This window comes from Sphingobium xenophagum NBRC 107872, assembly GCF_000367345.1.
Lineage (GTDB): Bacteria > Pseudomonadota > Alphaproteobacteria > Sphingomonadales > Sphingomonadaceae > Sphingobium > Sphingobium xenophagum.
The window spans coordinates 1-18,047 of sequence record NZ_BARE01000027.1; the positions used below are offsets into that span (position 1 = coordinate 1).

An 18,047-nucleotide genomic window follows, 5' to 3' on the forward strand; every position below is an offset into this window, starting at 1 on the left:
TAACACCGCAGATTCGGTCAACTGCGAAAATGGCCTGAGCGCGATTTTTTGTTGAGATCATTCACGGAAATGACGCCAAAACCCGTCAAACATCGGGGTTTGCACGCGCTGCCAAAGCAAATGGCGCAGGCAGCTTTTTTGCCGCCTGCGCCATTTTCCACTGCCCGATCCTGGCAGAAACAGCGAATCAGCGGGCGCCTATAGCGGCAACCCCACATAATTTTCGGCGATCGTCGTCTGCGCCGCCACTGACGAGGCAATATAATCCAGATCGGCAAGCTGCATCCGCCGGTCGAAGGCATCATTGTCCGGAAAGCGGTGCATCAAACGGGTGAGTTGCCAGGAGAATCGCTCCGCCTTCCACACGCGCGCCAGCGCCTTGTCGGAATAGCCCGCCACCCCATCGGCGTCGCCGCGCCTGAAATAGCCGATCAGTGCCTGTGACAGATAATGAACGTCTGACGCCGCGAGGTTCAGCCCCTTCGCGCCGGTCGGCGGCACGATGTGTGCGCTGTCGCCCGCCAGCATCAGGCGTCCGTACCGCATCGGCTCGAACACGAAAGACCGTAGCGGCGCGATCGATTTTTCCAGCGCGGGGCCACGCACCATCTGCGCTGCCGCCTCCGGCCCCAGCCGGATCGCCAGTTCATCCCATAGCCGTTCGTCGGACCAGTCCTCGACCTTCTCGTCCAGCGCCACCTGCACATAATAGCGGCTGCGTGTTTCCGACCGCATCGACGCCAGCGCAAAACCGCGTTCGTGATTGGCGTAGATCAGCTCATGATTGCAGGGCGGAACATCCGCCAATATGCCCAACCAGCCGAACGGATAGACCTTTTCATAAGCAGTCGCGACCGACGCCGGGATCGCCTTTCGCGAGGGGCCATGGAAACCGTCGCATCCGCACAGAAATTGCGCGTCGATCCGATGGGTTGCGCCATCCTTGCTATAGGTCAGGTAGGGCGCATCGCTATCGACATCATGCAGGGCGACATCGCCCGCGTCATAGATGATCTCCAGCCCGCGCTCAGGCGCGGCCTCCATCAGGTCGCGGGTGATCTCGGTCTGACCATAGACCATCACCTGCTTGCCGGTCAGCGCCGCGACGTCGATGCGGATCAACCGTTCACCATCAGCCAGGTGAAAGCCGTCATGCGGCAGGCCTTCGGCATGCATCCGCCCGCCCAGCCCCAACTGGTCCATCAGGTCGGTCATCGTGCGCTCCAGCACGCCAGCCCTGATCCGACCCAGCACATAGTCGGGCGCAGCCCGCTCGACGATGACGGTTTCGATCCCTTCAGCCCTCAACAAATGGCCCAGCAACAGTCCCGCCGGGCCTGCACCGATGATCGCAACCTGGGTTTTCATGAAAAGCCTCTCCAACCGATACGGATTTGCGACCATCATGCCCATTTGGCGGCCACCAGCACAGGGGCGGAGCAACCATATATATGGACGATGCAACAGCTTTTGCCGCGAACAATGCAGCGACTTGACCGGCATGTGGCATTACCGCATGAGATTTCGTCAGGATCGATAATGGACGATCCGCCATAGAGTGGAGAGGAGAGACATGCCCGATACCCTGCCCCGCCGCACGCTGCTCAAGGCCATGCCGGGTTTCGCGCTTGCCGGTGCAGCCACCCCGGCCATGGCGGTACCTTCCGACGCACTGGCTACGCCGCCGCTCACCCTTGCCATGCGGCTACGCGTGCTGATCGGCACGCCGCAGGAACTTGGCACTGTCGATGGTGTGCGCAAGCGCGTCATTCCCATTACCGGCGGCAGCGTGGATGGCCCGCGCCTGACCGGCAAAATCCTGCCCGGCGGCGCAGACTGGCAGTCCATCCGCCCGGATGGGACCGCCGACATTCTCGCCCGCTATTCGATCGAGGCCAGCGACGGCGCTATCCTGTCCATCGTCAATCCGGGCTATCGCCATGGGCCCGCCCCGGTGCTGGCCCGGATCGCAGCGGGAGAGATAGTCGACCCTGCCCTCTATTATTTTCGCACCACCCCCCGGTTCGAGGTGGCGAGCGATGGTCCGCACGCATGGCTTGGCCGCACGGTCTTTCTCTGCACCGCGGCGCGCTATAGAGACCATGTGCGGCTCGATATTTTCGCGGTTGGCTAAAAATAAAGGATTGAGGATGGCGGAACAGGCAACGGACCTCCGGCGGCAACTGGACGAAGCGCCGATGGGGCGGCTTCAAATCATTGCGATCATATTGTGTGTTCTGCTCAATGCGCTGGACGGGTTCGATGTGCTGGCCATCAGCTTCGCGTCGCCCGGCATTGCGAAGGAATGGGGTGTCGATCGCGCCGCGCTTGGCCTCGTCCTCTCGATGGAACTGATCGGCATGGCGGTCGGATCGGTCCTGCTCGGCAATGTTGCCGACCGGATCGGACGACGCCCGACCATTATCTTCTGCCTCATCGTCATGGCGCTCGGCATGGGCGCGGCGACGCAGGCGTGGGATGTCATTTCGCTCTCGATCATCCGCCTGGCCACGGGCCTTGGCATTGGCGGGATGCTCGCCTGCACCAATGCGATGGTCGCCGAACTCGCCAATGCCCGCGCGCGCAGCCTGGCTGTCGCCATCATGGCGGCGGGCTATCCGGCGGGGGCGATCTTGGGTGGATCGGTCGCCTCCCAATTACTGGTCGCGGGCAATTGGCGCGACATCTTCCTGCTGGGCGGCATCGCCACGGCCCTCTTCCTGCCGTTCATCTGGTTTCTGCTGCCTGAATCGATCGGCTTCCTGCTGCAAAAGCGCCCCGCCAACGCCTTGTCGCGGATCAATGATGCGCTTGGCCGACTGGGCCAGCCGCTGATCGACGCCCTGCCCCCGGTTGATGCCGGCGCGCCCAAAGCCTCTTTCGCCGCGCTGTTCGCACCGGGCCTGGCGCGCACCACCATCCTGCTGACGCTGGCCTATTTCTGCCATATCATGACCTTCTATTTCATCCTGAAATGGGTGCCCAAGATTGTCGTCGACATGGGCTATGCGCCTTCGGCCGCGGGCGGTGTGCTGGTATGGGCCAATGTCGGCGGCCTGCTTGGCGCCTTGCTGCTGAGCGCGCTCAGCTGGCGGATCGCGATCCGGCCACTCGTCATCATCGCCATGGTCGCCTCGACCTGTCTCGTTACCCTGTTCGGTCAGGAGCAGACGACGCTGCCGGGGCTCAGCCTGATTGCCGCCGCCGCCGGTTTCTGCACCAATGGCGCGGTCGTCGGCCTTTACGCGCTGGTTGCCCAATCCTTCCCGACCGCCGTGCGCGCCGGGGGGACCGGCATTGTCATCGGCGTGGGCAGAGGCGGCGCGGCGCTGGGCCCCATATTGGCGGGCTTGCTGTTCAGCCTCGATGTCAGCCTGCCCTGGGTTGCGTTCGCCATGGCGCTTGGATCGCTGATCGGCGCAGGCCTGCTCATCCCGCTGCGTCCCCGCCCCGCCTGACGCGCCCGCGCATGTCGGTCGACCCGGTCCCCAGCTTCTATCTTTATGGCGAACCGCAGCGCAGCGTGGCGGAAGGGTTCGTCCATGTCGAAAGTCTGGACGACCGATCGCGCCCCAGCGAGTGGACGATCCGCCCGCACGTCCATCGTGATCTCCACCATATCATCCTGATCGCGCGGGGCGGTGGCGCGATGCAGGCCGAAGCCCACGAATTCCGGTTCGAGGCGCCCTGCCTGTTGCTGGTCCCGGCGGGGATCGTCCACGGTTTCACCTGGCATCGCGAATCCAGCGGCCATGTCACCACCATCGCGGCGGCCTATCTGCGCCATCTTGTCGCCCGCGACGCCGATCTCGCACCGCTCTTTGCCCATCCCCATGCGGTCATGCTGCCACAGGCGGAGGGCGACGCTGCCGAAGCGGCGATCGCGCGGATGGCGCAGGAACTGGGCTGGTCCGGCCCCGGCCAGCGCGCTGCGGTCGAATCCGCCCTGCTGCACCTCATGGTCCTGGCGCTGCGCCACACTGCCCTCACGCAACAGGCGCAGCCCGGCACCGCGCGTCAGGCAGCGCTTGTCGCGCGGTTGCGCGAACGGATCGAACGGCGCTTCCGCCAGCGCGAGCCGGTATCGGAGCATGCCCGCGCGCTGGGCGTCAGCCTTACCGCCTTGCGGCACGCCTGCGCGCGCGTCGCGGGCACATCGCCTGCCCAGATGCTCGATGACCGCGCCTTGCTGGAGGCGCGCCGCCTGCTGCTTTATTCGCAAATGTCGGTGGCAGAGATAGCCTATGCCACAGGCTTTGAAGACCCCGCCTATTTCTCTCGCTTCTTCGCCCGCCATATCGGCCAGCCGCCCCGTGTCTGGCGCGCTGCCAGAGACAGTTGAACCCGTCCGCCCCCGGCCCTATGCGTGGCCCATGACCGTGGACAAGCTGACCGACCTGCTCGTGGCGAAATTGCTGCGCGACCATGGCAAGAGCAAACATCATTGGCGCACGCTGATCGGCCCGATCCGCCTCTACAGCCGCGCCACCCACCCCCATTGCAACTGGTCGGTCACGCCCACCGGCCCCTTTGCCGATGTCGCCCGGCTCGAAACCCTGCTCGACGAACTCAGGCTGGCGCATCCTTTCATCACCGCCTGACACACGGAAAAGGCGCGGTCGGTTTCCCGCCGCGCCTTTCTTGCGACCCCGAAGGGATCTCCACTATACCAGTTGCTGCTCCAGCTCACCGAGCACGCGATAGCAATCGAACACCTTTGCGACGCTCGAATTGGGTTCGCGGCCTTCACGGATCGCGCTGATGAATTCGCGGTCCTGCAATTCGATGCCGTTCATCGACACAGCGACGTTGCTGACGTCGATCGGCTCTTCCTTGCCGTTCACCAGATCGTCGTAGCGCGCGATATAGGTGCCAGTGTCGCCGATATAGCGGAAGAAGGTGCCGAGCGGCCCGTCATTGTTGAACGACAATGACAGGGTGCAGATGGCCCCGCTTTCGCTCTTCAACTGGATCGACATGTCCATCGCAATGCCCAGTTCCGGGTGGATCGGTCCCTGCATCGCATGGGCGGACACGATCTTGCCCGCCTGATAGGCAAACAGATCGACCGTGTGCGCGGCATGGTGCCATAACAGATGGTCGGTCCAGGACCGCGCCTCACCCTTGGCATTGATATTCTTGCGGCGGAAGAAATAGGTCTGCACATCCATCTGCTGGATGTTCAGCTCACCTGCCGTGATGAGGTTATGGACATATTGGTGGCTGGGATTGAACCGCCGCGTATGGCCGACCATGCAGGTCAGCCCGGTTTCCTTTTGCTTGGCCAGCACCGCCTGCGCATCGGCCCAGCTGTCGGCCAGCGGAATTTCGACCTGGACATGCTTGCCTGCATCCATGCAGGCAATGGCCTGCGCCGCATGCATTTGCGTCGGCGTGCACAGGATCACCGCGTCGACATCATCGCGGGTCAATGTGTCCGCAAGGTCGGTGGTCGCATGACCGATGCCATATTTGTCGGCAATCGCCTGGGTCGCGTCCAGACGGCGCCCGACCAGAGACGTCACGCTTACGCCGTCGATGTTCTTCAGGCCATCCAGATGCTTTTCGCCAAAGGCGCCGGCACCAGCCAGGGCAATACGCATGAGAAACTCCGTATATGTACGCCCCTCCCCTTCAGGGGAGGGGTCGGGGTGGGGGCTTGAGGCAAGCGCAAAGTAGATCGGGCGCCCTGCCTCACATCATTACTACTCAGCCGCGATCGCGCTCACCGTTTCGCTTCCGGTCATGTCCAGCCCCTCGCCATTGTCGGGGCGCAACACCATATGGCCGATCGCGGTGTTGGAGCAGGGCACATGATAGTGGCGGTGCAACGCGCGGGTTTTCTTTCCCAGTGCGCCGCGCATCACCAGCCACATCACCATCTCGATGCCTTCGCTGCCGGTCTCGCGCAGATATTCGATGTGCGGGATCCGGCGCAGATGGTCGCTGTCACCGATCAGGCCGTCTAGGAACATGTTGTCCCATTCCTTGTTGATCAGCCCGGCGCGCGGCCCCTGCAACTGGTGGCTCATGCCGCCCGTGCCCCATATCTGCACGTTCAGATCTTCCGGGAAGCTGTCGACCGCCTTGGCGATCGCCTCGCCCAGCGCCCAGCAGCGATTGCCCGACGGCGGCGGATAGGTGACGACATTGACGGCCAGCGGCACGACCTTGCACGGCCAGGCGTCGGGCTTGCCGAACATCATGGACAACGGCACGGTCAGGCCATGGTCGACATCCATCTCGTTGATGATGGTCATGTCGAATTCGTCCAGCACCAGGCTCTGCGCAATATGCCAGGCCAGGTCAGGATGCCCCTCGACGTCGGGCACCGGGCGCGGACCCCAGCCCTCGTCCGCCGACTTATAGCGTTCGCCGCAACCAATGGCGAAGGTCGGGATGATCTTCATGTCAAAGGCGGACGCATGGTCGTTATAGACCAGGATGATGACATCGGGCTTTTCCGCCTTCTCCCATTCCCGCGTCCAGTCATAACCGGCAAAGATCGGCCCGAAATAATCGTCGCGATCCTTGTCGAAATCGGACGCCACGCCCAGCAGCGGCACGTGGCTCGACGCCACACCAGCAGTTATCCGCGCCATTATCTGGCTCCTTCGTTGGTTTCGCCGCTCGACGCGGCGTTGGCCCTGATCGACCGCACGCCCTCTGGCGACCGGCCACCGTTCATCATCATTTCGCGATATTCGGGAAAGCTCATGTCGGTCATGGTGCTGACCGCTTCGGCGAACGGAATTCCGTCGGTCGAAAACAGCTTGGCCAGGAAATAGACATTGCCACCCAGGTCCAGGCAGCGATTATAGTCACGCGCCAGCAGGGCTTCCTTCTGTTCCTCGTTCAGCGGCCATTCGTCCAGATAGGCACGCTCGTCGGCCTTGAACCTTGCGCGATTCTCATCCTTCATCAGGCTCATCGCAAACTGGTTCATATGATATCCCTTGCGGGCGCGCGCCGCCGTATAGACGCGCGTGCCCGGAATATCCTCGAACTCGGCAAGATATTCGTGAATATCCTGATGCTTGGGATCTTCGGTGATCATAGTCCCCTCTCCTTCAATTTGGCGTCAAGCCGGGGAAAGACGCGACGGGCATTGCCCTCGAAAATGGCGGCGCGCTCGGCATCGCTGATGTCCAGCGCGTCGACATAGCGTTTGGTGTCGTCGAAATATTGGCCGGTGGTCGGATCGATCCCGCGCACCGCGCCCACCATTTCAGACCCGAACAGGATATTCTTGTTGTCGATGACGTCGGCCAGCAGGTCGATGCCTGGCTGATGATAGACGCAGGTGTCGAAAAAGATGTTGTTCATCAGATGGGTCGACAGATCGGGCTTTTTCAGCATGTCGGCCAATCCGCGATACCGCCCCCAATGATAGGGCACCGCGCCGCCACCATGCGGGATGATGAAGCGCAGCGTCGGGAAATCCTTGAACAGATCGCCCTCCAGCAACTGCATGAAGGCAATCGTGTCCGCCGCGATATAATAGCCGCCAGTCGCGTGCATCGCCGGGTTGCAGCTGCCCGACACATGGATCATCGCCGGGACGTCCAGCTCGACCATCTTCTCGTAAAAGGGATACCAATATTTGTCGGTGAGCGGCGGATGGGTGAAATGTCCGCCGCCCGGATCGGGATTGAGGTTGCAGCCGATAAAGCCCAGCTGCGTGACGCACCGCTCCAGTTCCGCGATGCTGTTGCTCATGTCCGCCTTGGGCGACTGGGGCAGCATGCATACGCCGACGAAGGTTTCGGGGAACATCGCCACCACCCGCGCGATCAGGTCGTTGCAGCGGATCGCCCATTCCTTCGCAATCGCCTCATCGCCCACATGCGGGGCCATGGCCGACGCGCGCGGCGAAAAGATCGTCAGGTCCGCACCGCGCTCCTTGATCAGGCGCAACTGGTTCGCCTCGATCGTCTCGCGAATTTCCGCGTCGCTAATCTCCGGATAGGGCGGACACGGCGTCCCGGCCTTGAACGCGGCCTTCTGCTCTTCGCGCCAGGCATCATGCCCTTTGGGCAACACCGTATAATGGCCATGGCAATCGATAATCAGGCTCATCCGCGCTTGTCTCCAACTATCCTATCCAACGCCCCTCCCCTTTTTCCCGCGCTCCCGCGAAGGCGGTCGCCCGGTTCGGGTGGCGGGGCTGGACTCCCGCCCTGGCGGGAGCACATAAGTCTATTCCGCCGCCTCGCGCGCCACCGACGCCGAAGCAGAAATTATCCCAATCTTCGCCCCCAGACCCTCCGGGACCATCGACGCCCGCAAAGCACCGATCGCCCGCTGCCGCTCGACCGTCCCGCGCGTCATCGCCGCGCCCGTGCCAAGCCCGTCGAGCGTCTTGACGACTTCCTCCATCTCGGCCGCGCGACGCAGGCCATGCACCAGCATCCGGTCGAGATTATAATCGGCCCGCGCGTCCCACGGCTTCGCCTTTTCGCTCGCGTCGAGCGAGGCCAGCACCTCGTCCAGCACATCGGCCGCGTCCGCCGCCAGCACGCACTCGGCGGTCAGCGCTTCGATGCCCTTGACCATGACCGACCGGATCATCTTGATCGACGATGCCCGTCCGACGTCGGCGCCCACGACGCGAGTCCTCGCAAAACCCAGGGCCTGAAGCCCGGCCTCGGCCATCGGTGCCTTGTCGCCGCTCAGCAGCAATGGCACGTTCAGCCGCGCCGGATCGACCGGGGCCATCACCGCGACATCGACATAATGGGCGCCCGCCGCTTCGATCGCCTGCGCTGCCGCCTGCTTGGTCTGCGGCGCCACGCTGTTCAAGTCACAGAAAATCGCGCCGGGCGCGATCAGCGCCGCCGCCGCTTCCGCCACGACAAGCGCCTGGTCCGCCGTCACCAGCGACAGGATCAGATTCACGCCGTCCAGCGCATCCTCGATAAAGTGCGCGGGCAGCACGCCCGCCTGCGCATAGGCAGCCAACATCGCTTCGCGCGTGGCCGCGGATTCGGTTTTGATGTCATAGACATGGGCAGCGGCAGCCCAGTCCCCCGCCAATGCAAAGGTGGACCCTGCTTCGCCAAACCCGATCAGACCGACTTCCTGCTCCATGAAAAGGGGGATGCCGGATTGTATGCCGAACGGCCAATCACATCCGGGGACAGGCTATAAGAATTTACGAATTTACTTCTCCCGCTGCCTGTTCGATCGCTGCCATGAATTGCTGCTGCAGGCGCGTCGGTCGCCAATCGGCCCGGCTCGTCAGGCCGATGGTGCGGCTGATCTCGCCGGGCGCCGGGCCAATATCCGCCACCATTCCGCTATCCAGTTCGACCCGCAACTGATCGACCGACAACAGGGTCAGATAGTCGCCGCTCACCAGCAATTGCCGCACTGTCATCACCGATCCGCATTCGATTGGTACCGCAGGCAAATCGCCGCCCAGCGCTGCGAACATCGCCCGCCACAACTGGCGCAGCGGCGTTCCTTCCGGCGGCAATATCCACGGAAAGCGGCGCAGGTCGTCGCCGTCCCATCCCTGCTCCAGCCTATGTCCCGCACGCGCAAAGATGGTCGGTCGATCCTCGAACAGGGGCTGCTGCACCAGATCCTGTCCGATCGTCGCATCGCGCAAGGCGCCGACCATCATGTCGATCTCGCCATCGCGCAGCGGCCCGACCAGTTCGGCATGCGACCCTTCCACGACCGAAATATCGACCTGCGGGAATTCGCGCCGGAAATTGGTGATCGCCAGCGGCAGCAGCCGCGCTCGGCTGAGCGGCATCGCGCCTACCAATATCCGCCCGCTTTCCTGCCCCCGCAGCTCGGCGATTTCCTCCAGCCCCTGTCGCAGTTCGGCCAGCGCGAGGCGCAACCGCCGTGCCAGGGCCACGCCGGCGCGGGTCAGCATCAGCCCCCGCCCCCGCCGCTCGGCCAGCCGCACCCCCAGCGCCAACCCCAGGTCGCCGACCGCGCGGTGGAGCGACGGCTCCGCTACCCCGACAATGGCCGCCGCCGCCGCATAGCTGCCAGCGCGCGCCAGCGCGACAAAGGCGCGGATTTGCGCCGCCGTCACCCGGCTGCTGCCGATCAGCCGCAACGCAACCTCGACACGCGGCCTGAACCGCAACGCCACGTCGGTCGGCACCATCCCGCCCGGCCGTCGCTCGAACAGCGGTACGCCCAATTGCGCTTCTAGCTTGGCGATCCCCTGCGTCACCGCAGGCTGCGTCAGGTTGACCGCCCGCGCCGCCAGGCTGACACTGCCCTGATCGACCACGGCGGCCATCGCGGCCAGATGCCGGATATTGAACTGATCAGCCTCCATTTTTGATAATTAGCAAAATTTTATGTGCCCGCGCCATAACCGATTTGAGCATTGCGCTGCATATGTCCATGTCACTGTCGGTTTTAGGAAAAGGATCAGCGCCATGTCCGGCATCGTCGTCCAGAATATCGAACGGGCGGAGCTTTCCGTCATTGACGGCCTCGCCCACTGCGGCGTCGCCACCGTGCATGAAGCCCAGGGCCGCACTGGCCTGCTCGCTCCCCATATGCGCCCCATCTATCCCGGTGCCCGTATCGCTGGCAGCGCCGTCACCATCTCCGCGCCTCCCGGCGACAACTGGATGGTCCACGTCGCGATCGAGCAATTGAAGGACGGCGATATTCTCGTCCTCGCGCCAACCAGTCCCTGCACAGACGGCTATTTCGGCGACCTGCTCGCCACCTCCGCCCAGGCGCGCGGTTGTCGCGGCCTCATCATCGACGCAGGGGTCCGCGACCTGCGTGACCTGAAGCAGATGAATTTCCCGGTCTGGTCCAAGGCTGTCCATGCGCAGGGCACGATCAAGGCTACGCTGGGATCGGTCAATGTCCCGATCGTCTGCGCCAACGCTCTGGTCAATGCAGGCGACGTCGTGATCGCCGACGATGACGGCGTCTGCATCGTCCCCCGCGCCGATGCCGCATCGGTGCTGGAAAAGGCGCAGGCGCGCGAAGCGGCCGAAGAAGCCAAGCGGGTCCGCCTCGCGGCGGGTGAACTCGGCCTCGACATTTATAACATGCGTCCGCGGCTTGAAGAAATGGGCCTCAAATATGTTTGATCGCGCCCGCGTCATGTGGATGCGGGGCGGCACGTCGAAGGGCGGCTATTTCCTCGCGGACGACCTGCCCGCCGACGCCGCTGCCCGCGACGCCTTCCTGCTGCGCGCCATGGGATCGCCCGACCCGCGCCAGATCGACGGCATGGGCGGGGCCGATCCGCTGACCAGCAAGGTTGCGCTCGTCAAAAGGTCGCAGCGTGAAGGGGTCGATATCGACTATCTCTTCCTGCAGGTCTTTGTCGATCAGGCGATCGTCAGCGACGCGCAAAATTGCGGGAATATTCTGGCGGGCATTGGCCCGTTTGCCATTGAACGCGGTCTGGTCCCCGCGCAGCAGGACGAAACCCGCGTCGCCATTTTCATGGAAAATACCGGCCAGATCGCCATCGCCACGGTCCAGACGCCCGGTGGCGTCGTCCGCTATGATGGCGACGCAAGAATTGACGGCGTGCCGGGCAGCGCCGCCCCCGTCCCGCTGGAATTTCGCGACACCGCCGGCTCCTCCTGCGGCGCGCTGCTGCCCACCGGCAACGCCTTTGATACGGTCGAAGGCGTGCCGGTCACCCTGATCGACAACGGGATGCCCTGCGTCGTCATGAAGGCGAGCGATGTTGGCATCACCGGCTATGAAGACCGCGATACGCTGGACAAGGATGCTGCGCTCAAAGCCCGGATAGAGGCGATCCGCCTGGCAGTAGGCGAACGCATGAATCTGGGCGACGTCAGGGAAAAATCGGTGCCGAAAATGATGCTCGTCGCCCCGCCCCGCAATGGCGGTGCGGTGACGGTGCGCAGCTTCATCCCCCACCGCGCCCATGCCTCCATCGGCGTTCTGGGCGCAGTCAGCGTCGCCACCGCCTGCCTGATCGAAGGGTCGCCCGCGGCCGAGGTCGCCAGCATCCCGGACGGCAATCGCAAGACGCTGTCGGTCGAACATCCGACCGGCGAAACCACCTGTGTCATGGAACTGGACGAAAGCGGCGCCGTCACCAGCGCCGCCATGCTGCGTACCGCCCGCAAGCTGATGGATGGAGACATTTTCGCATGACCGATCGCATCACCAGCTGGCACGGCAGCCCGTCCAGGCCGCTCTACACCCCGCCGCCCGGCGCGATCGATGCCCATTGCCATGTGTTCGGGCCGATGGCGGACTTCCCGTTCAGCGCCAAAGCGAAATATCTGCCACAGGATGCCGGGCCGGACATGCTGTTCGCCCTGCGCGACCATCTGGGTTTTGCCCGCAATGTGATCGTCCAGGCCAGTTGCCACGGTACCGACAATGCCGCGACGCTGGACGCTATCGCCAAATCCAACGGCAAAGCGCGCGGCGTCGCGGTGGTGGATCCGGCGATCTCCGACGCGGACCTTGCCTCGCTGCATGACGGCGGGATACGCGGCATCCGCTTCAATTTCCTCAAACGCCTGGTCGATGACGCGCCCAAGGACAAGTTTCTGGAGGTTGCCCGGCGACTGCCCGCGGGCTGGCATGTCGTCATCTATTTCGAGGCGGATATTCTGGAAGAATTGCGCCCCTTCATGGACGCCATCCCCGTGCCACTGGTCATCGACCATATGGGCCGCCCGGACGTGACCCAGGGGCCCGATGGCCCGGACATGAAGGCATTTCGCGCCTTCCTCGACAGCCGCGACGACATCTGGTTCAAGGCGACCTGCCCCGACCGGCTCGACCCGACCGGCGACCCATGGAACAGCTTTGCCGACGCGGTCGCCCCGCTGGTCGCCGACTATCAGGACCGGGTGCTGTGGGGCACCGATTGGCCGCATCCCAATATGCAGGATGCCATTCCCGATGACGGCCATCTGGTCGACATGATCCCGCGCATCGCGCCCACCGCCGATCTGCAACGCAAGCTGCTGATCGACAATCCCATGCGTCTCTACTGGCCCGAAGAGATGCGCGCCTGACTGCGCATCGGGATCAGGCGCACAGCCTGATCCCGGTCAGGCAGAACGCAGGCGTGGAGCCTGCCGCGCGTCCCGATCCGCACTGGCATTATACATCGTCAGAATGTCAGAAACTGGCATGGGTCTTCCGAAAAGATAGCCCTGCAACTCGTCGCATCCAGAAGCAGACAGAATGGCGGCCTGTTCCTCATGTTCGACCCCTTCCGCGACGACACGCATATCAAGTCCGCGGGCCAGGTTGATCGCGCCCGTCACCAGCAGGGTCGCCCTTTTGTCATGGGGAAGACCAGCAAGCAGGGATTTGTCGATCTTCACATGGCTGAACCCATAGGATCGCAGATAATGTATGCTCGTAAAGCCCGTGCCGAAGTCGTCGAGCGCGATCGAAATACCCATCGCCTTGAACGCCTTGATCGCACGAATGGCGTTTTCCGGATGGGTCAGGAGATAGCCTTCGGTTATCTCCAGTTGCAATCGATGGGGCGGGAACTTCGTCTGTTCCAGGACGTGGAGGATCTGCCGTTCAAATCCGGGATCGCGAAACTGCGCTGGCGATACATTCACGCTCAGCTTGACGTTGTCCCATGACAAAATATCGCGACAGGCGCGATCCAGCACGAACAGGCCAAGGGGATGAATTTGCCCCGTAAGCTCTGCAATCTCGATGACCTGTTGCGTATCGATCGGTCCGGCAGGGCGTCGTGGCCAGCGAATCAACGCCTCGACAGCGACGATCGCGCGCGTATTGGCATCGACCACCGGCTGATAGAAGACATCGAATTGCCTTTTCGCCAGCCCTTCGCCGATTTGCTGTTCAATCTCCAACCGGTGCAGCCGACCCTGTTCGAAAGCCGCATCATAGACGGCGATTTCGCCCTTGCCGGACATTTTGACATGGTACATCGCGGTGTCGGCGCGACGCAGCAATTCATGCGCGCTGACCAGATCGCCGTTTCCGGCCAGGCCAATGCTGGCGCCGACCTGCAATATATGACGGTCCACCAGGATCGGTAGCGAAACCTCTTCGTTCACCCGCTGCGCGATCTCGGCAGCGACCCCAAGGGCGCCGGGCGTCTCGATGAGGATGACAAACTCATCGCCACCGACGCGCGCCAGCATGGCAAATGGCGGGCACAGGGCGCGAAGGCGCTCGCTCAGGCTACGGATCAGGCAGTCGCCGGCCTGATGCCCATGCATATCATTGATGTCCTTGAAGCCATCCAGGTCGATGAAGATGACTGCCAGTCCATCGGCCAGCTGACTTTGGCGCCCTTCCACCACATCCAGTTGCGCCAGCAATTGACGTCGGTTGGGCAGTTCGCTCAGGGCATCGGTCAACGCAATCCGGCGATTTTCCTCGCTCAACTGCTCAGTTTCCGCCTGACGGCCCCGCAGGTCGCGCTCCGAACGAACAAGCTGGGAGAAATCCAGATTATAGCGATGCGTAACGACCATCATACCCGCACCGACAAAGCCCAGGACGACTGCCTCCACGAGCATGCGACCCTCGTCTGCCCAACTGAAGAACATCACGAAGGACAAAGTGCTTACGACGGCGACACGCATGGCCGCAGCACGCAGTGACATCAGGCAAAAGACGCAGCTGACCTGCGTCAGGGCCAGAAAGAAGGTCAGATGACCACGAGCGTAGGCGCTCCCGCCATCATATATCCATATACACCATAATTCGAAGGCCAACGTCATGACCACGGCCAGCGTGCAGGTGCGTTTGATATACCCGGCTATCTGCTCGTCGGTGAAATTATCGCCGCGCGATTGACGCATCCACCAGATTGCCCTGGTCAAAGCGAGGGTACATATGAAAAGCGGCGTAATGGCCGTCTTGAAGATCATGTCGGGTCGAAAGAAATCGACCCAGATCGCGACCGCATTGAATATCAATATGATATAGAGAAGCGGCATCTGCTTGGAAAAAGACTGAAACTGCGCGCGCAACAGGTCTCTGTCATCGGTGTCCAGCTTGAAAAGACCGGCAAGCGCTGACACTGTAACCACCCTCTCTAATCGGCGCTGAGATCGCTCATGTTAAACGCGCACATTAGGGTCATGCCGTTAATAATGGATGAAATTATAGGATCATCCTAAGCTGGACGATCTGCGGGATTTCGGGATTGGTGCGACAGCCCTCTTTCCTCATTGACGCTTGGATGACCCGCTGATTTCTGGCCAGGCGAATATGCCAAAGCCGCAGCTATTGTGTCACCCGTATCAGGGCTGATCCTCGCGAAAGCGATCCATCTGGTGCATCCGCTCATGGAGGATCGTGACGATCCCGACGGCACCATCGTTCAACACACGCCAATAGATATAATGATGCTCGAACCGGCAGTAATAGCCGTCCACGCCAAACTCTGCCGGGATCACCCGCCAGGCCGCGTCTCGTGTCGCAATGGCCTCGAACTGGGCGAACAAAGCGCGAATATAGCGATCGGCCTGCGCTTCACCCCATGCGTCGCGCGTATAGACATAGATTTCGTCCAACCTGCGGCCCGCCGCGTCCTGTACCCGGAATGCCGCCATCGGTGTCAGGCGCGACGATTGCGGGCGATTACCGCATCTGCATCCAATATCTCATAACTTGCCTCCGGCGCGGCGAAGGCGCGCGCCAGCTCGGCTTTCAGCCGGGCGAAGCGATCGGCCTCTACCCGTTCCTTGTCGCGGCGGATCAGATCACGGACATATTCACTGACATTGTCATAGGCTCCGGTGTCGCTGACATTGGCAGCAACGAAGTCACTCAGCGCGCCGCTTACACGTACATTAAGTGTCATCGGTCTGGACATGGCGACCCCTTCCCGTCCTCAATATAATGGATATCGAGGACGGATCAAGCAGCTTGATGGTTCGGTTCGAAGCCCCCTCCTTACTGCCCAACCTGACTGTCGGGCAGGTGGGCCGGGCCATGGCGGCTCAGACTGTTATTCAAGCGGTTCACCATCCCAGGTTTCGGTATCTATCTGCGCCTGCGCTGCGCGGGGATAGCGCGGGCCGGATACAGCCTCGAAGGTGAACAGCGCATCGACCGCCGCGAGCGTCTCGGCAGGCAGATCGATCGCCAGCGTCGCCATATCCTCGTCCAGATGGGCAGTGCTGGTAGTGCCGGGGATTGCCACGACATAAGGGCGGCGCGACAGTACCCAGCCAAGCGAGAGCTGCGCCATGGTGCAGCCGGCATCCGCGGCGATCCGGCCGAAGGCGGCAGCAAGTTGAAGATTATGGGGCAGGTGTGGCGGGTGGAAGCGCGGCATGGAGGCGCGGACATCGGCCTCCTGCACCCCCTCTGGCCCCACCCCGCCCGCCAACACACCGCGCGCGACAGGTGAAAAGGCGACAAAGCCGACGCCCAGTTCACCGCAGGCGTCCAGCACAGCCACTTCAGCGTTGCGGCTCCAGGGCGAATATTCGGTCTGCATCGCCGCTATGGGGTGAACCGCATGAGCGCGGCGCAGCGTCTTGGCGGACATTTCCGACAGGCCGATGGCGCCGATCTTGCCAGCCTCGACAGCGCGCACCAACGCACCGACCGACTCCTCGATCGGAACATTGGGATCGAGCCGGTGAAGATAATAGAGATCGATATGATCGACATTCAACCGCCGGAGCGAATCTTCCAGCGTGGCGGTGATGGCTTGGGGCGATCCGTCAATACCGCGCTTGCCATCCTTCCCGCCCAGCACGCATTTGCTGGCGAGGACAAAGTCGTCGCGCCGGTGCATCAGGGTACGCCCCAACAGTTCCTCATTCGCGCCAAAGCCGTAGAGCGCCGCGGTGTCGAAAAAGTCGACGCCGATGTCGAGCGCGTGGCCCAACAACCGTTCCGCCTGGGCAGGTTCAGGCCGGGGCAGGTAGGCATGGCTCAAATTCATGCAGCCAAGGCCGATAGCCTTGACCGTGAAAGGCCCAATGGTGCGGGGCGACAGCGGGGCGCTCATATGGGGGCAATGTCCTGTGTCTCTTGGGGGGTGGCTTCCCATAGCGAGGCTTAGCGGCCCGAGGCTATGGGTTTTTCTTGGCTTGACCGCAAAAGACGGCGATAAACTCGTGGTATCGGGCAGAATGGAAGGACAGTGACATGACGCAGGACGCTGACAGGAAGGGCGCCACCGCCTACCCCCGCGCGGTGCTCGATTTGTTTGACGCCTATGTGCATGGCGCGATCGACCGGCGCGGCTTTGTAACGCAATGCGCCGTCCATGCCGGCAGCGCGGCGGCGGCCATGACGATGCTGGCCGCGCTCAGCCCCGATTTCGCGCGCGGACAGGTCATCAAGCCCGACGACAAGCGGATCGTCATCAGCCATGTGAATATCGCTTCACCCGCTGGCAACGGGACGGTGCGCGCCTATGTTGCGCGGCCAGCGGCAAAGACCACCGCAAAGCTGCCCGTCGTCATCGTTGCGCATGAAAATCGCGGCCTTAACCCGCATATTGAGGATATTGCCCGGCGGCTGGCGGTCGATGGCTATATGGCGGTTGCGCCGGACGCACTGACAACGATCGGCGGCTATCCAGGCGACGAGGACAAGGCGCGCGCTGCCTTTGCCACGCTGGACCGGACCAGGATTGGCGAGGATTTTGTCGCCGCGACAATCCACGCGCGCACCATGGCGGGCAGCAACGGCAAGATCGCGGCAGTCGGCTTCTGCTTTGGCGGTTGGATTGCCAATCTGCTGGCAACACGCCTGCCTGACCTGCGCGCGGCCGTGCCCTTCTATGGCAGCCCGCCTGCGCTGGCCGATGTGCCGAAGATCAAGGCGCAACTACTCATCCATTATGCCGGCAATGACGCGCGGACCAACGCAGCATGGCCCGATTATGAGGCGGCGTTGAAGCAGGCCGGAACGCACTACAAAGCCTATATCTACGAGGGCGCGGAGCACGGGTTCAACAATGATACGACCCCGCGTTTCGACAAGGCGGCGGCCGATCTTGCCTGGGCGCGGACTTTGGCGCTGCTCCGGCAGACGATTGGCTGAACGGAGGCTGGGGCGGTCAGTGCCTTGATCGTTTCGACCAC

General features: G+C 62.7%; 19 protein-coding genes. 8 read left to right on the forward strand and 11 right to left on the reverse strand.

The window, feature by feature from the left end; all coding sequences use genetic code 11:
• Positions 1–198: 198 nt before the first annotated feature.
• Positions 199–1,368, reverse strand: a complete 1,170-nt coding sequence (gene pobA, locus SX1_RS12570; RefSeq protein WP_026149731.1) for a 4-hydroxybenzoate 3-monooxygenase — start codon at positions 1,366–1,368, stop codon at positions 199–201.
• Between the two features lie 205 nt (positions 1,369–1,573).
• Between pobA and SX1_RS12575 the strand changes: the two genes are divergently transcribed.
• The 4 genes from SX1_RS12575 to SX1_RS12590 are packed head-to-tail and all read left to right on the forward strand — an operon-like array spanning position 1,574 to position 4,601.
• A complete protein-coding gene (locus SX1_RS12575) occupies positions 1,574–2,134 on the forward strand; it encodes a DUF3237 domain-containing protein (RefSeq protein WP_019053268.1) in 561 nt (186 codons plus the stop codon).
• Between the two features lie 16 nt (positions 2,135–2,150).
• On the forward strand, positions 2,151–3,458 hold the full coding sequence (locus SX1_RS12580) for an MFS transporter (RefSeq protein ID WP_019053269.1): 1,308 nt from the start codon (positions 2,151–2,153) through the stop codon (positions 3,456–3,458).
• Between the two features lie 11 nt (positions 3,459–3,469).
• Positions 3,470–4,342, forward strand: coding sequence for a helix-turn-helix domain-containing protein (locus tag SX1_RS12585; protein WP_019053270.1), 873 nt, complete (start codon positions 3,470–3,472; stop codon positions 4,340–4,342).
• Between the two features lie 31 nt (positions 4,343–4,373).
• Positions 4,374–4,601 carry a hypothetical protein gene (locus tag SX1_RS12590; RefSeq protein ID WP_019053271.1) on the forward strand — a complete coding sequence of 76 codons (228 nt, stop codon included), beginning with the start codon at positions 4,374–4,376 and terminating at the stop codon, positions 4,599–4,601.
• Positions 4,602–4,664: 63 nt separating this feature from the next.
• Here SX1_RS12590 and SX1_RS12595 read toward each other — a convergent pair whose 3' ends face one another.
• The 6 genes from SX1_RS12595 to SX1_RS12620 all read right to left on the reverse strand — a co-directional run bounded on the left by SX1_RS12595 (position 4,665) and on the right by SX1_RS12620 (position 10,306).
• A complete protein-coding gene (locus SX1_RS12595) occupies positions 4,665–5,603 on the reverse strand; it encodes a Gfo/Idh/MocA family oxidoreductase (RefSeq protein ID WP_019053272.1) in 939 nt (312 codons plus the stop codon).
• Between the two features lie 102 nt (positions 5,604–5,705).
• Positions 5,706–6,602, reverse strand: coding sequence for a class III extradiol dioxygenase subunit beta (locus SX1_RS12600; RefSeq protein ID WP_017181928.1), 897 nt, complete (start codon positions 6,600–6,602; stop codon positions 5,706–5,708).
• Positions 6,602–7,057 (reverse strand): protocatechuate 4,5-dioxygenase subunit alpha, encoded by a 456-nt coding sequence (gene ligA, locus SX1_RS12605; protein WP_017181927.1) that lies wholly within the window; start codon positions 7,055–7,057, stop codon positions 6,602–6,604. Before ligA ends, SX1_RS12600 begins: the two co-directional genes overlap by 1 nt.
• On the reverse strand, positions 7,054–8,079 hold the full coding sequence (locus SX1_RS12610; protein WP_019053274.1) for an amidohydrolase family protein: 1,026 nt from the start codon (positions 8,077–8,079) through the stop codon (positions 7,054–7,056). The genes ligA and SX1_RS12610 overlap by 4 nt, the downstream gene beginning before the upstream one ends.
• Positions 8,080–8,199: 120 nt before the next feature.
• Positions 8,200–9,090: a DUF1932 domain-containing protein gene (locus tag SX1_RS12615; protein ID WP_019053275.1), complete on the reverse strand. Its 891-nt coding sequence runs from the start codon at positions 9,088–9,090 to the stop codon at positions 8,200–8,202.
• A 64-nt stretch (positions 9,091–9,154) separates the two neighbouring features.
• Positions 9,155–10,306, reverse strand: a complete 1,152-nt coding sequence (locus SX1_RS12620) for a LysR family transcriptional regulator (protein WP_019053276.1) — start codon at positions 10,304–10,306, stop codon at positions 9,155–9,157.
• A 103-nt stretch (positions 10,307–10,409) separates the two neighbouring features.
• Between SX1_RS12620 and ligK the strand changes: the two genes are divergently transcribed.
• Genes ligK through SX1_RS12635 form a run of 3 tightly spaced genes read left to right on the forward strand, consistent with a single transcriptional unit; the run spans position 10,410 to position 13,010 of the window.
• Positions 10,410–11,084, forward strand: coding sequence for a 4-carboxy-4-hydroxy-2-oxoadipate aldolase/oxaloacetate decarboxylase (gene ligK / locus SX1_RS12625; RefSeq protein ID WP_019053277.1), 675 nt, complete (start codon positions 10,410–10,412; stop codon positions 11,082–11,084).
• Positions 11,077–12,132, forward strand: coding sequence for a 4-oxalomesaconate tautomerase (locus tag SX1_RS12630; RefSeq protein WP_019053278.1), 1,056 nt, complete (start codon positions 11,077–11,079; stop codon positions 12,130–12,132). The genes ligK and SX1_RS12630 overlap by 8 nt, the downstream gene beginning before the upstream one ends.
• Positions 12,129–13,010, forward strand: a complete 882-nt coding sequence (locus SX1_RS12635) for an amidohydrolase family protein (RefSeq protein WP_019053279.1) — start codon at positions 12,129–12,131, stop codon at positions 13,008–13,010. The genes SX1_RS12630 and SX1_RS12635 overlap by 4 nt, the downstream gene beginning before the upstream one ends.
• Before the next feature lie 36 nt (positions 13,011–13,046).
• Here the strand turns inward: SX1_RS12635 and SX1_RS12640 are convergent, their stop codons facing one another.
• The 4 genes from SX1_RS12640 to SX1_RS12655 form a co-directional block, all read right to left on the reverse strand.
• On the reverse strand, positions 13,047–15,017 hold the full coding sequence (locus SX1_RS12640; protein WP_019053280.1) for a putative bifunctional diguanylate cyclase/phosphodiesterase: 1,971 nt from the start codon (positions 15,015–15,017) through the stop codon (positions 13,047–13,049).
• A gap of 222 nt (positions 15,018–15,239) precedes the next feature.
• A complete protein-coding gene (locus SX1_RS12645; protein WP_019053281.1) occupies positions 15,240–15,551 on the reverse strand; it encodes a type II toxin-antitoxin system RelE/ParE family toxin in 312 nt (103 codons plus the stop codon).
• 5 nt (positions 15,552–15,556) lie between these two features.
• Positions 15,557–15,802 carry a ribbon-helix-helix domain-containing protein gene (locus SX1_RS12650; RefSeq protein WP_019053282.1) on the reverse strand — a complete coding sequence of 82 codons (246 nt, stop codon included), beginning with the start codon at positions 15,800–15,802 and terminating at the stop codon, positions 15,557–15,559.
• A 147-nt stretch (positions 15,803–15,949) separates the two neighbouring features.
• Complete coding sequence (locus SX1_RS12655) at positions 15,950–16,963, reverse strand: aldo/keto reductase (protein ID WP_019053283.1); 1,014 nt, start codon at positions 16,961–16,963, stop codon at positions 15,950–15,952.
• A gap of 140 nt (positions 16,964–17,103) precedes the next feature.
• On the opposite strand from SX1_RS12655, the gene SX1_RS12660 reads away from it, so the two are divergent.
• Positions 17,104–18,006: a dienelactone hydrolase family protein gene (locus SX1_RS12660; RefSeq protein WP_019053284.1), complete on the forward strand. Its 903-nt coding sequence runs from the start codon at positions 17,104–17,106 to the stop codon at positions 18,004–18,006.
• The last annotated feature ends 41 nt before the right edge of the window (positions 18,007–18,047 follow it).

Excerpts from the sequence above, each read along its gene's own strand:
- SX1_RS12655 (WP_019053283.1), bottom strand. The coding sequence starts at position 16,963 with ATGAGCGCCCCGCTGTCGCCCCGCACCATTGGGCCTTTCACGGTCAAG.
- SX1_RS12615 (WP_019053275.1), bottom strand. The coding sequence starts at position 9,090 with ATGGAGCAGGAAGTCGGTCTGATCGGGTTTGGCGAAGCAGGGTCCACC.
- SX1_RS12635 (WP_019053279.1), top strand. The coding sequence starts at position 12,129 with ATGACCGATCGCATCACCAGCTGGCACGGCAGCCCGTCCAGGCCGCTC.
- SX1_RS12610 (WP_019053274.1), bottom strand. The coding sequence starts at position 8,079 with ATGAGCCTGATTATCGATTGCCATGGCCATTATACGGTGTTGCCCAAA.
- SX1_RS12600 (WP_017181928.1), bottom strand. The coding sequence starts at position 6,602 with ATGGCGCGGATAACTGCTGGTGTGGCGTCGAGCCACGTGCCGCTGCTG.
- ligA (WP_017181927.1), bottom strand. The coding sequence starts at position 7,057 with ATGATCACCGAAGATCCCAAGCATCAGGATATTCACGAATATCTTGCC.
- SX1_RS12650 (WP_019053282.1), bottom strand. The coding sequence starts at position 15,802 with ATGACACTTAATGTACGTGTAAGCGGCGCGCTGAGTGACTTCGTTGCT.
- SX1_RS12585 (WP_019053270.1), top strand. The coding sequence starts at position 3,470 with ATGTCGGTCGACCCGGTCCCCAGCTTCTATCTTTATGGCGAACCGCAG.
- SX1_RS12660 (WP_019053284.1), top strand. The coding sequence starts at position 17,104 with ATGACGCAGGACGCTGACAGGAAGGGCGCCACCGCCTACCCCCGCGCG.
- ligK (WP_019053277.1), top strand. The coding sequence starts at position 10,410 with ATGTCCGGCATCGTCGTCCAGAATATCGAACGGGCGGAGCTTTCCGTC.
- SX1_RS12645 (WP_019053281.1), bottom strand. The coding sequence starts at position 15,551 with ATGGCGGCATTCCGGGTACAGGACGCGGCGGGCCGCAGGTTGGACGAA.
- SX1_RS12595 (WP_019053272.1), bottom strand. The coding sequence starts at position 5,603 with ATGCGTATTGCCCTGGCTGGTGCCGGCGCCTTTGGCGAAAAGCATCTG.
- SX1_RS12620 (WP_019053276.1), bottom strand. The coding sequence starts at position 10,306 with ATGGAGGCTGATCAGTTCAATATCCGGCATCTGGCCGCGATGGCCGCC.
- pobA (WP_026149731.1), bottom strand. The coding sequence starts at position 1,368 with ATGAAAACCCAGGTTGCGATCATCGGTGCAGGCCCGGCGGGACTGTTG.
- SX1_RS12590 (WP_019053271.1), top strand. The coding sequence starts at position 4,374 with ATGACCGTGGACAAGCTGACCGACCTGCTCGTGGCGAAATTGCTGCGC.
- SX1_RS12580 (WP_019053269.1), top strand. The coding sequence starts at position 2,151 with ATGGCGGAACAGGCAACGGACCTCCGGCGGCAACTGGACGAAGCGCCG.
- SX1_RS12575 (WP_019053268.1), top strand. The coding sequence starts at position 1,574 with ATGCCCGATACCCTGCCCCGCCGCACGCTGCTCAAGGCCATGCCGGGT.
- SX1_RS12630 (WP_019053278.1), top strand. The coding sequence starts at position 11,077 with ATGTTTGATCGCGCCCGCGTCATGTGGATGCGGGGCGGCACGTCGAAG.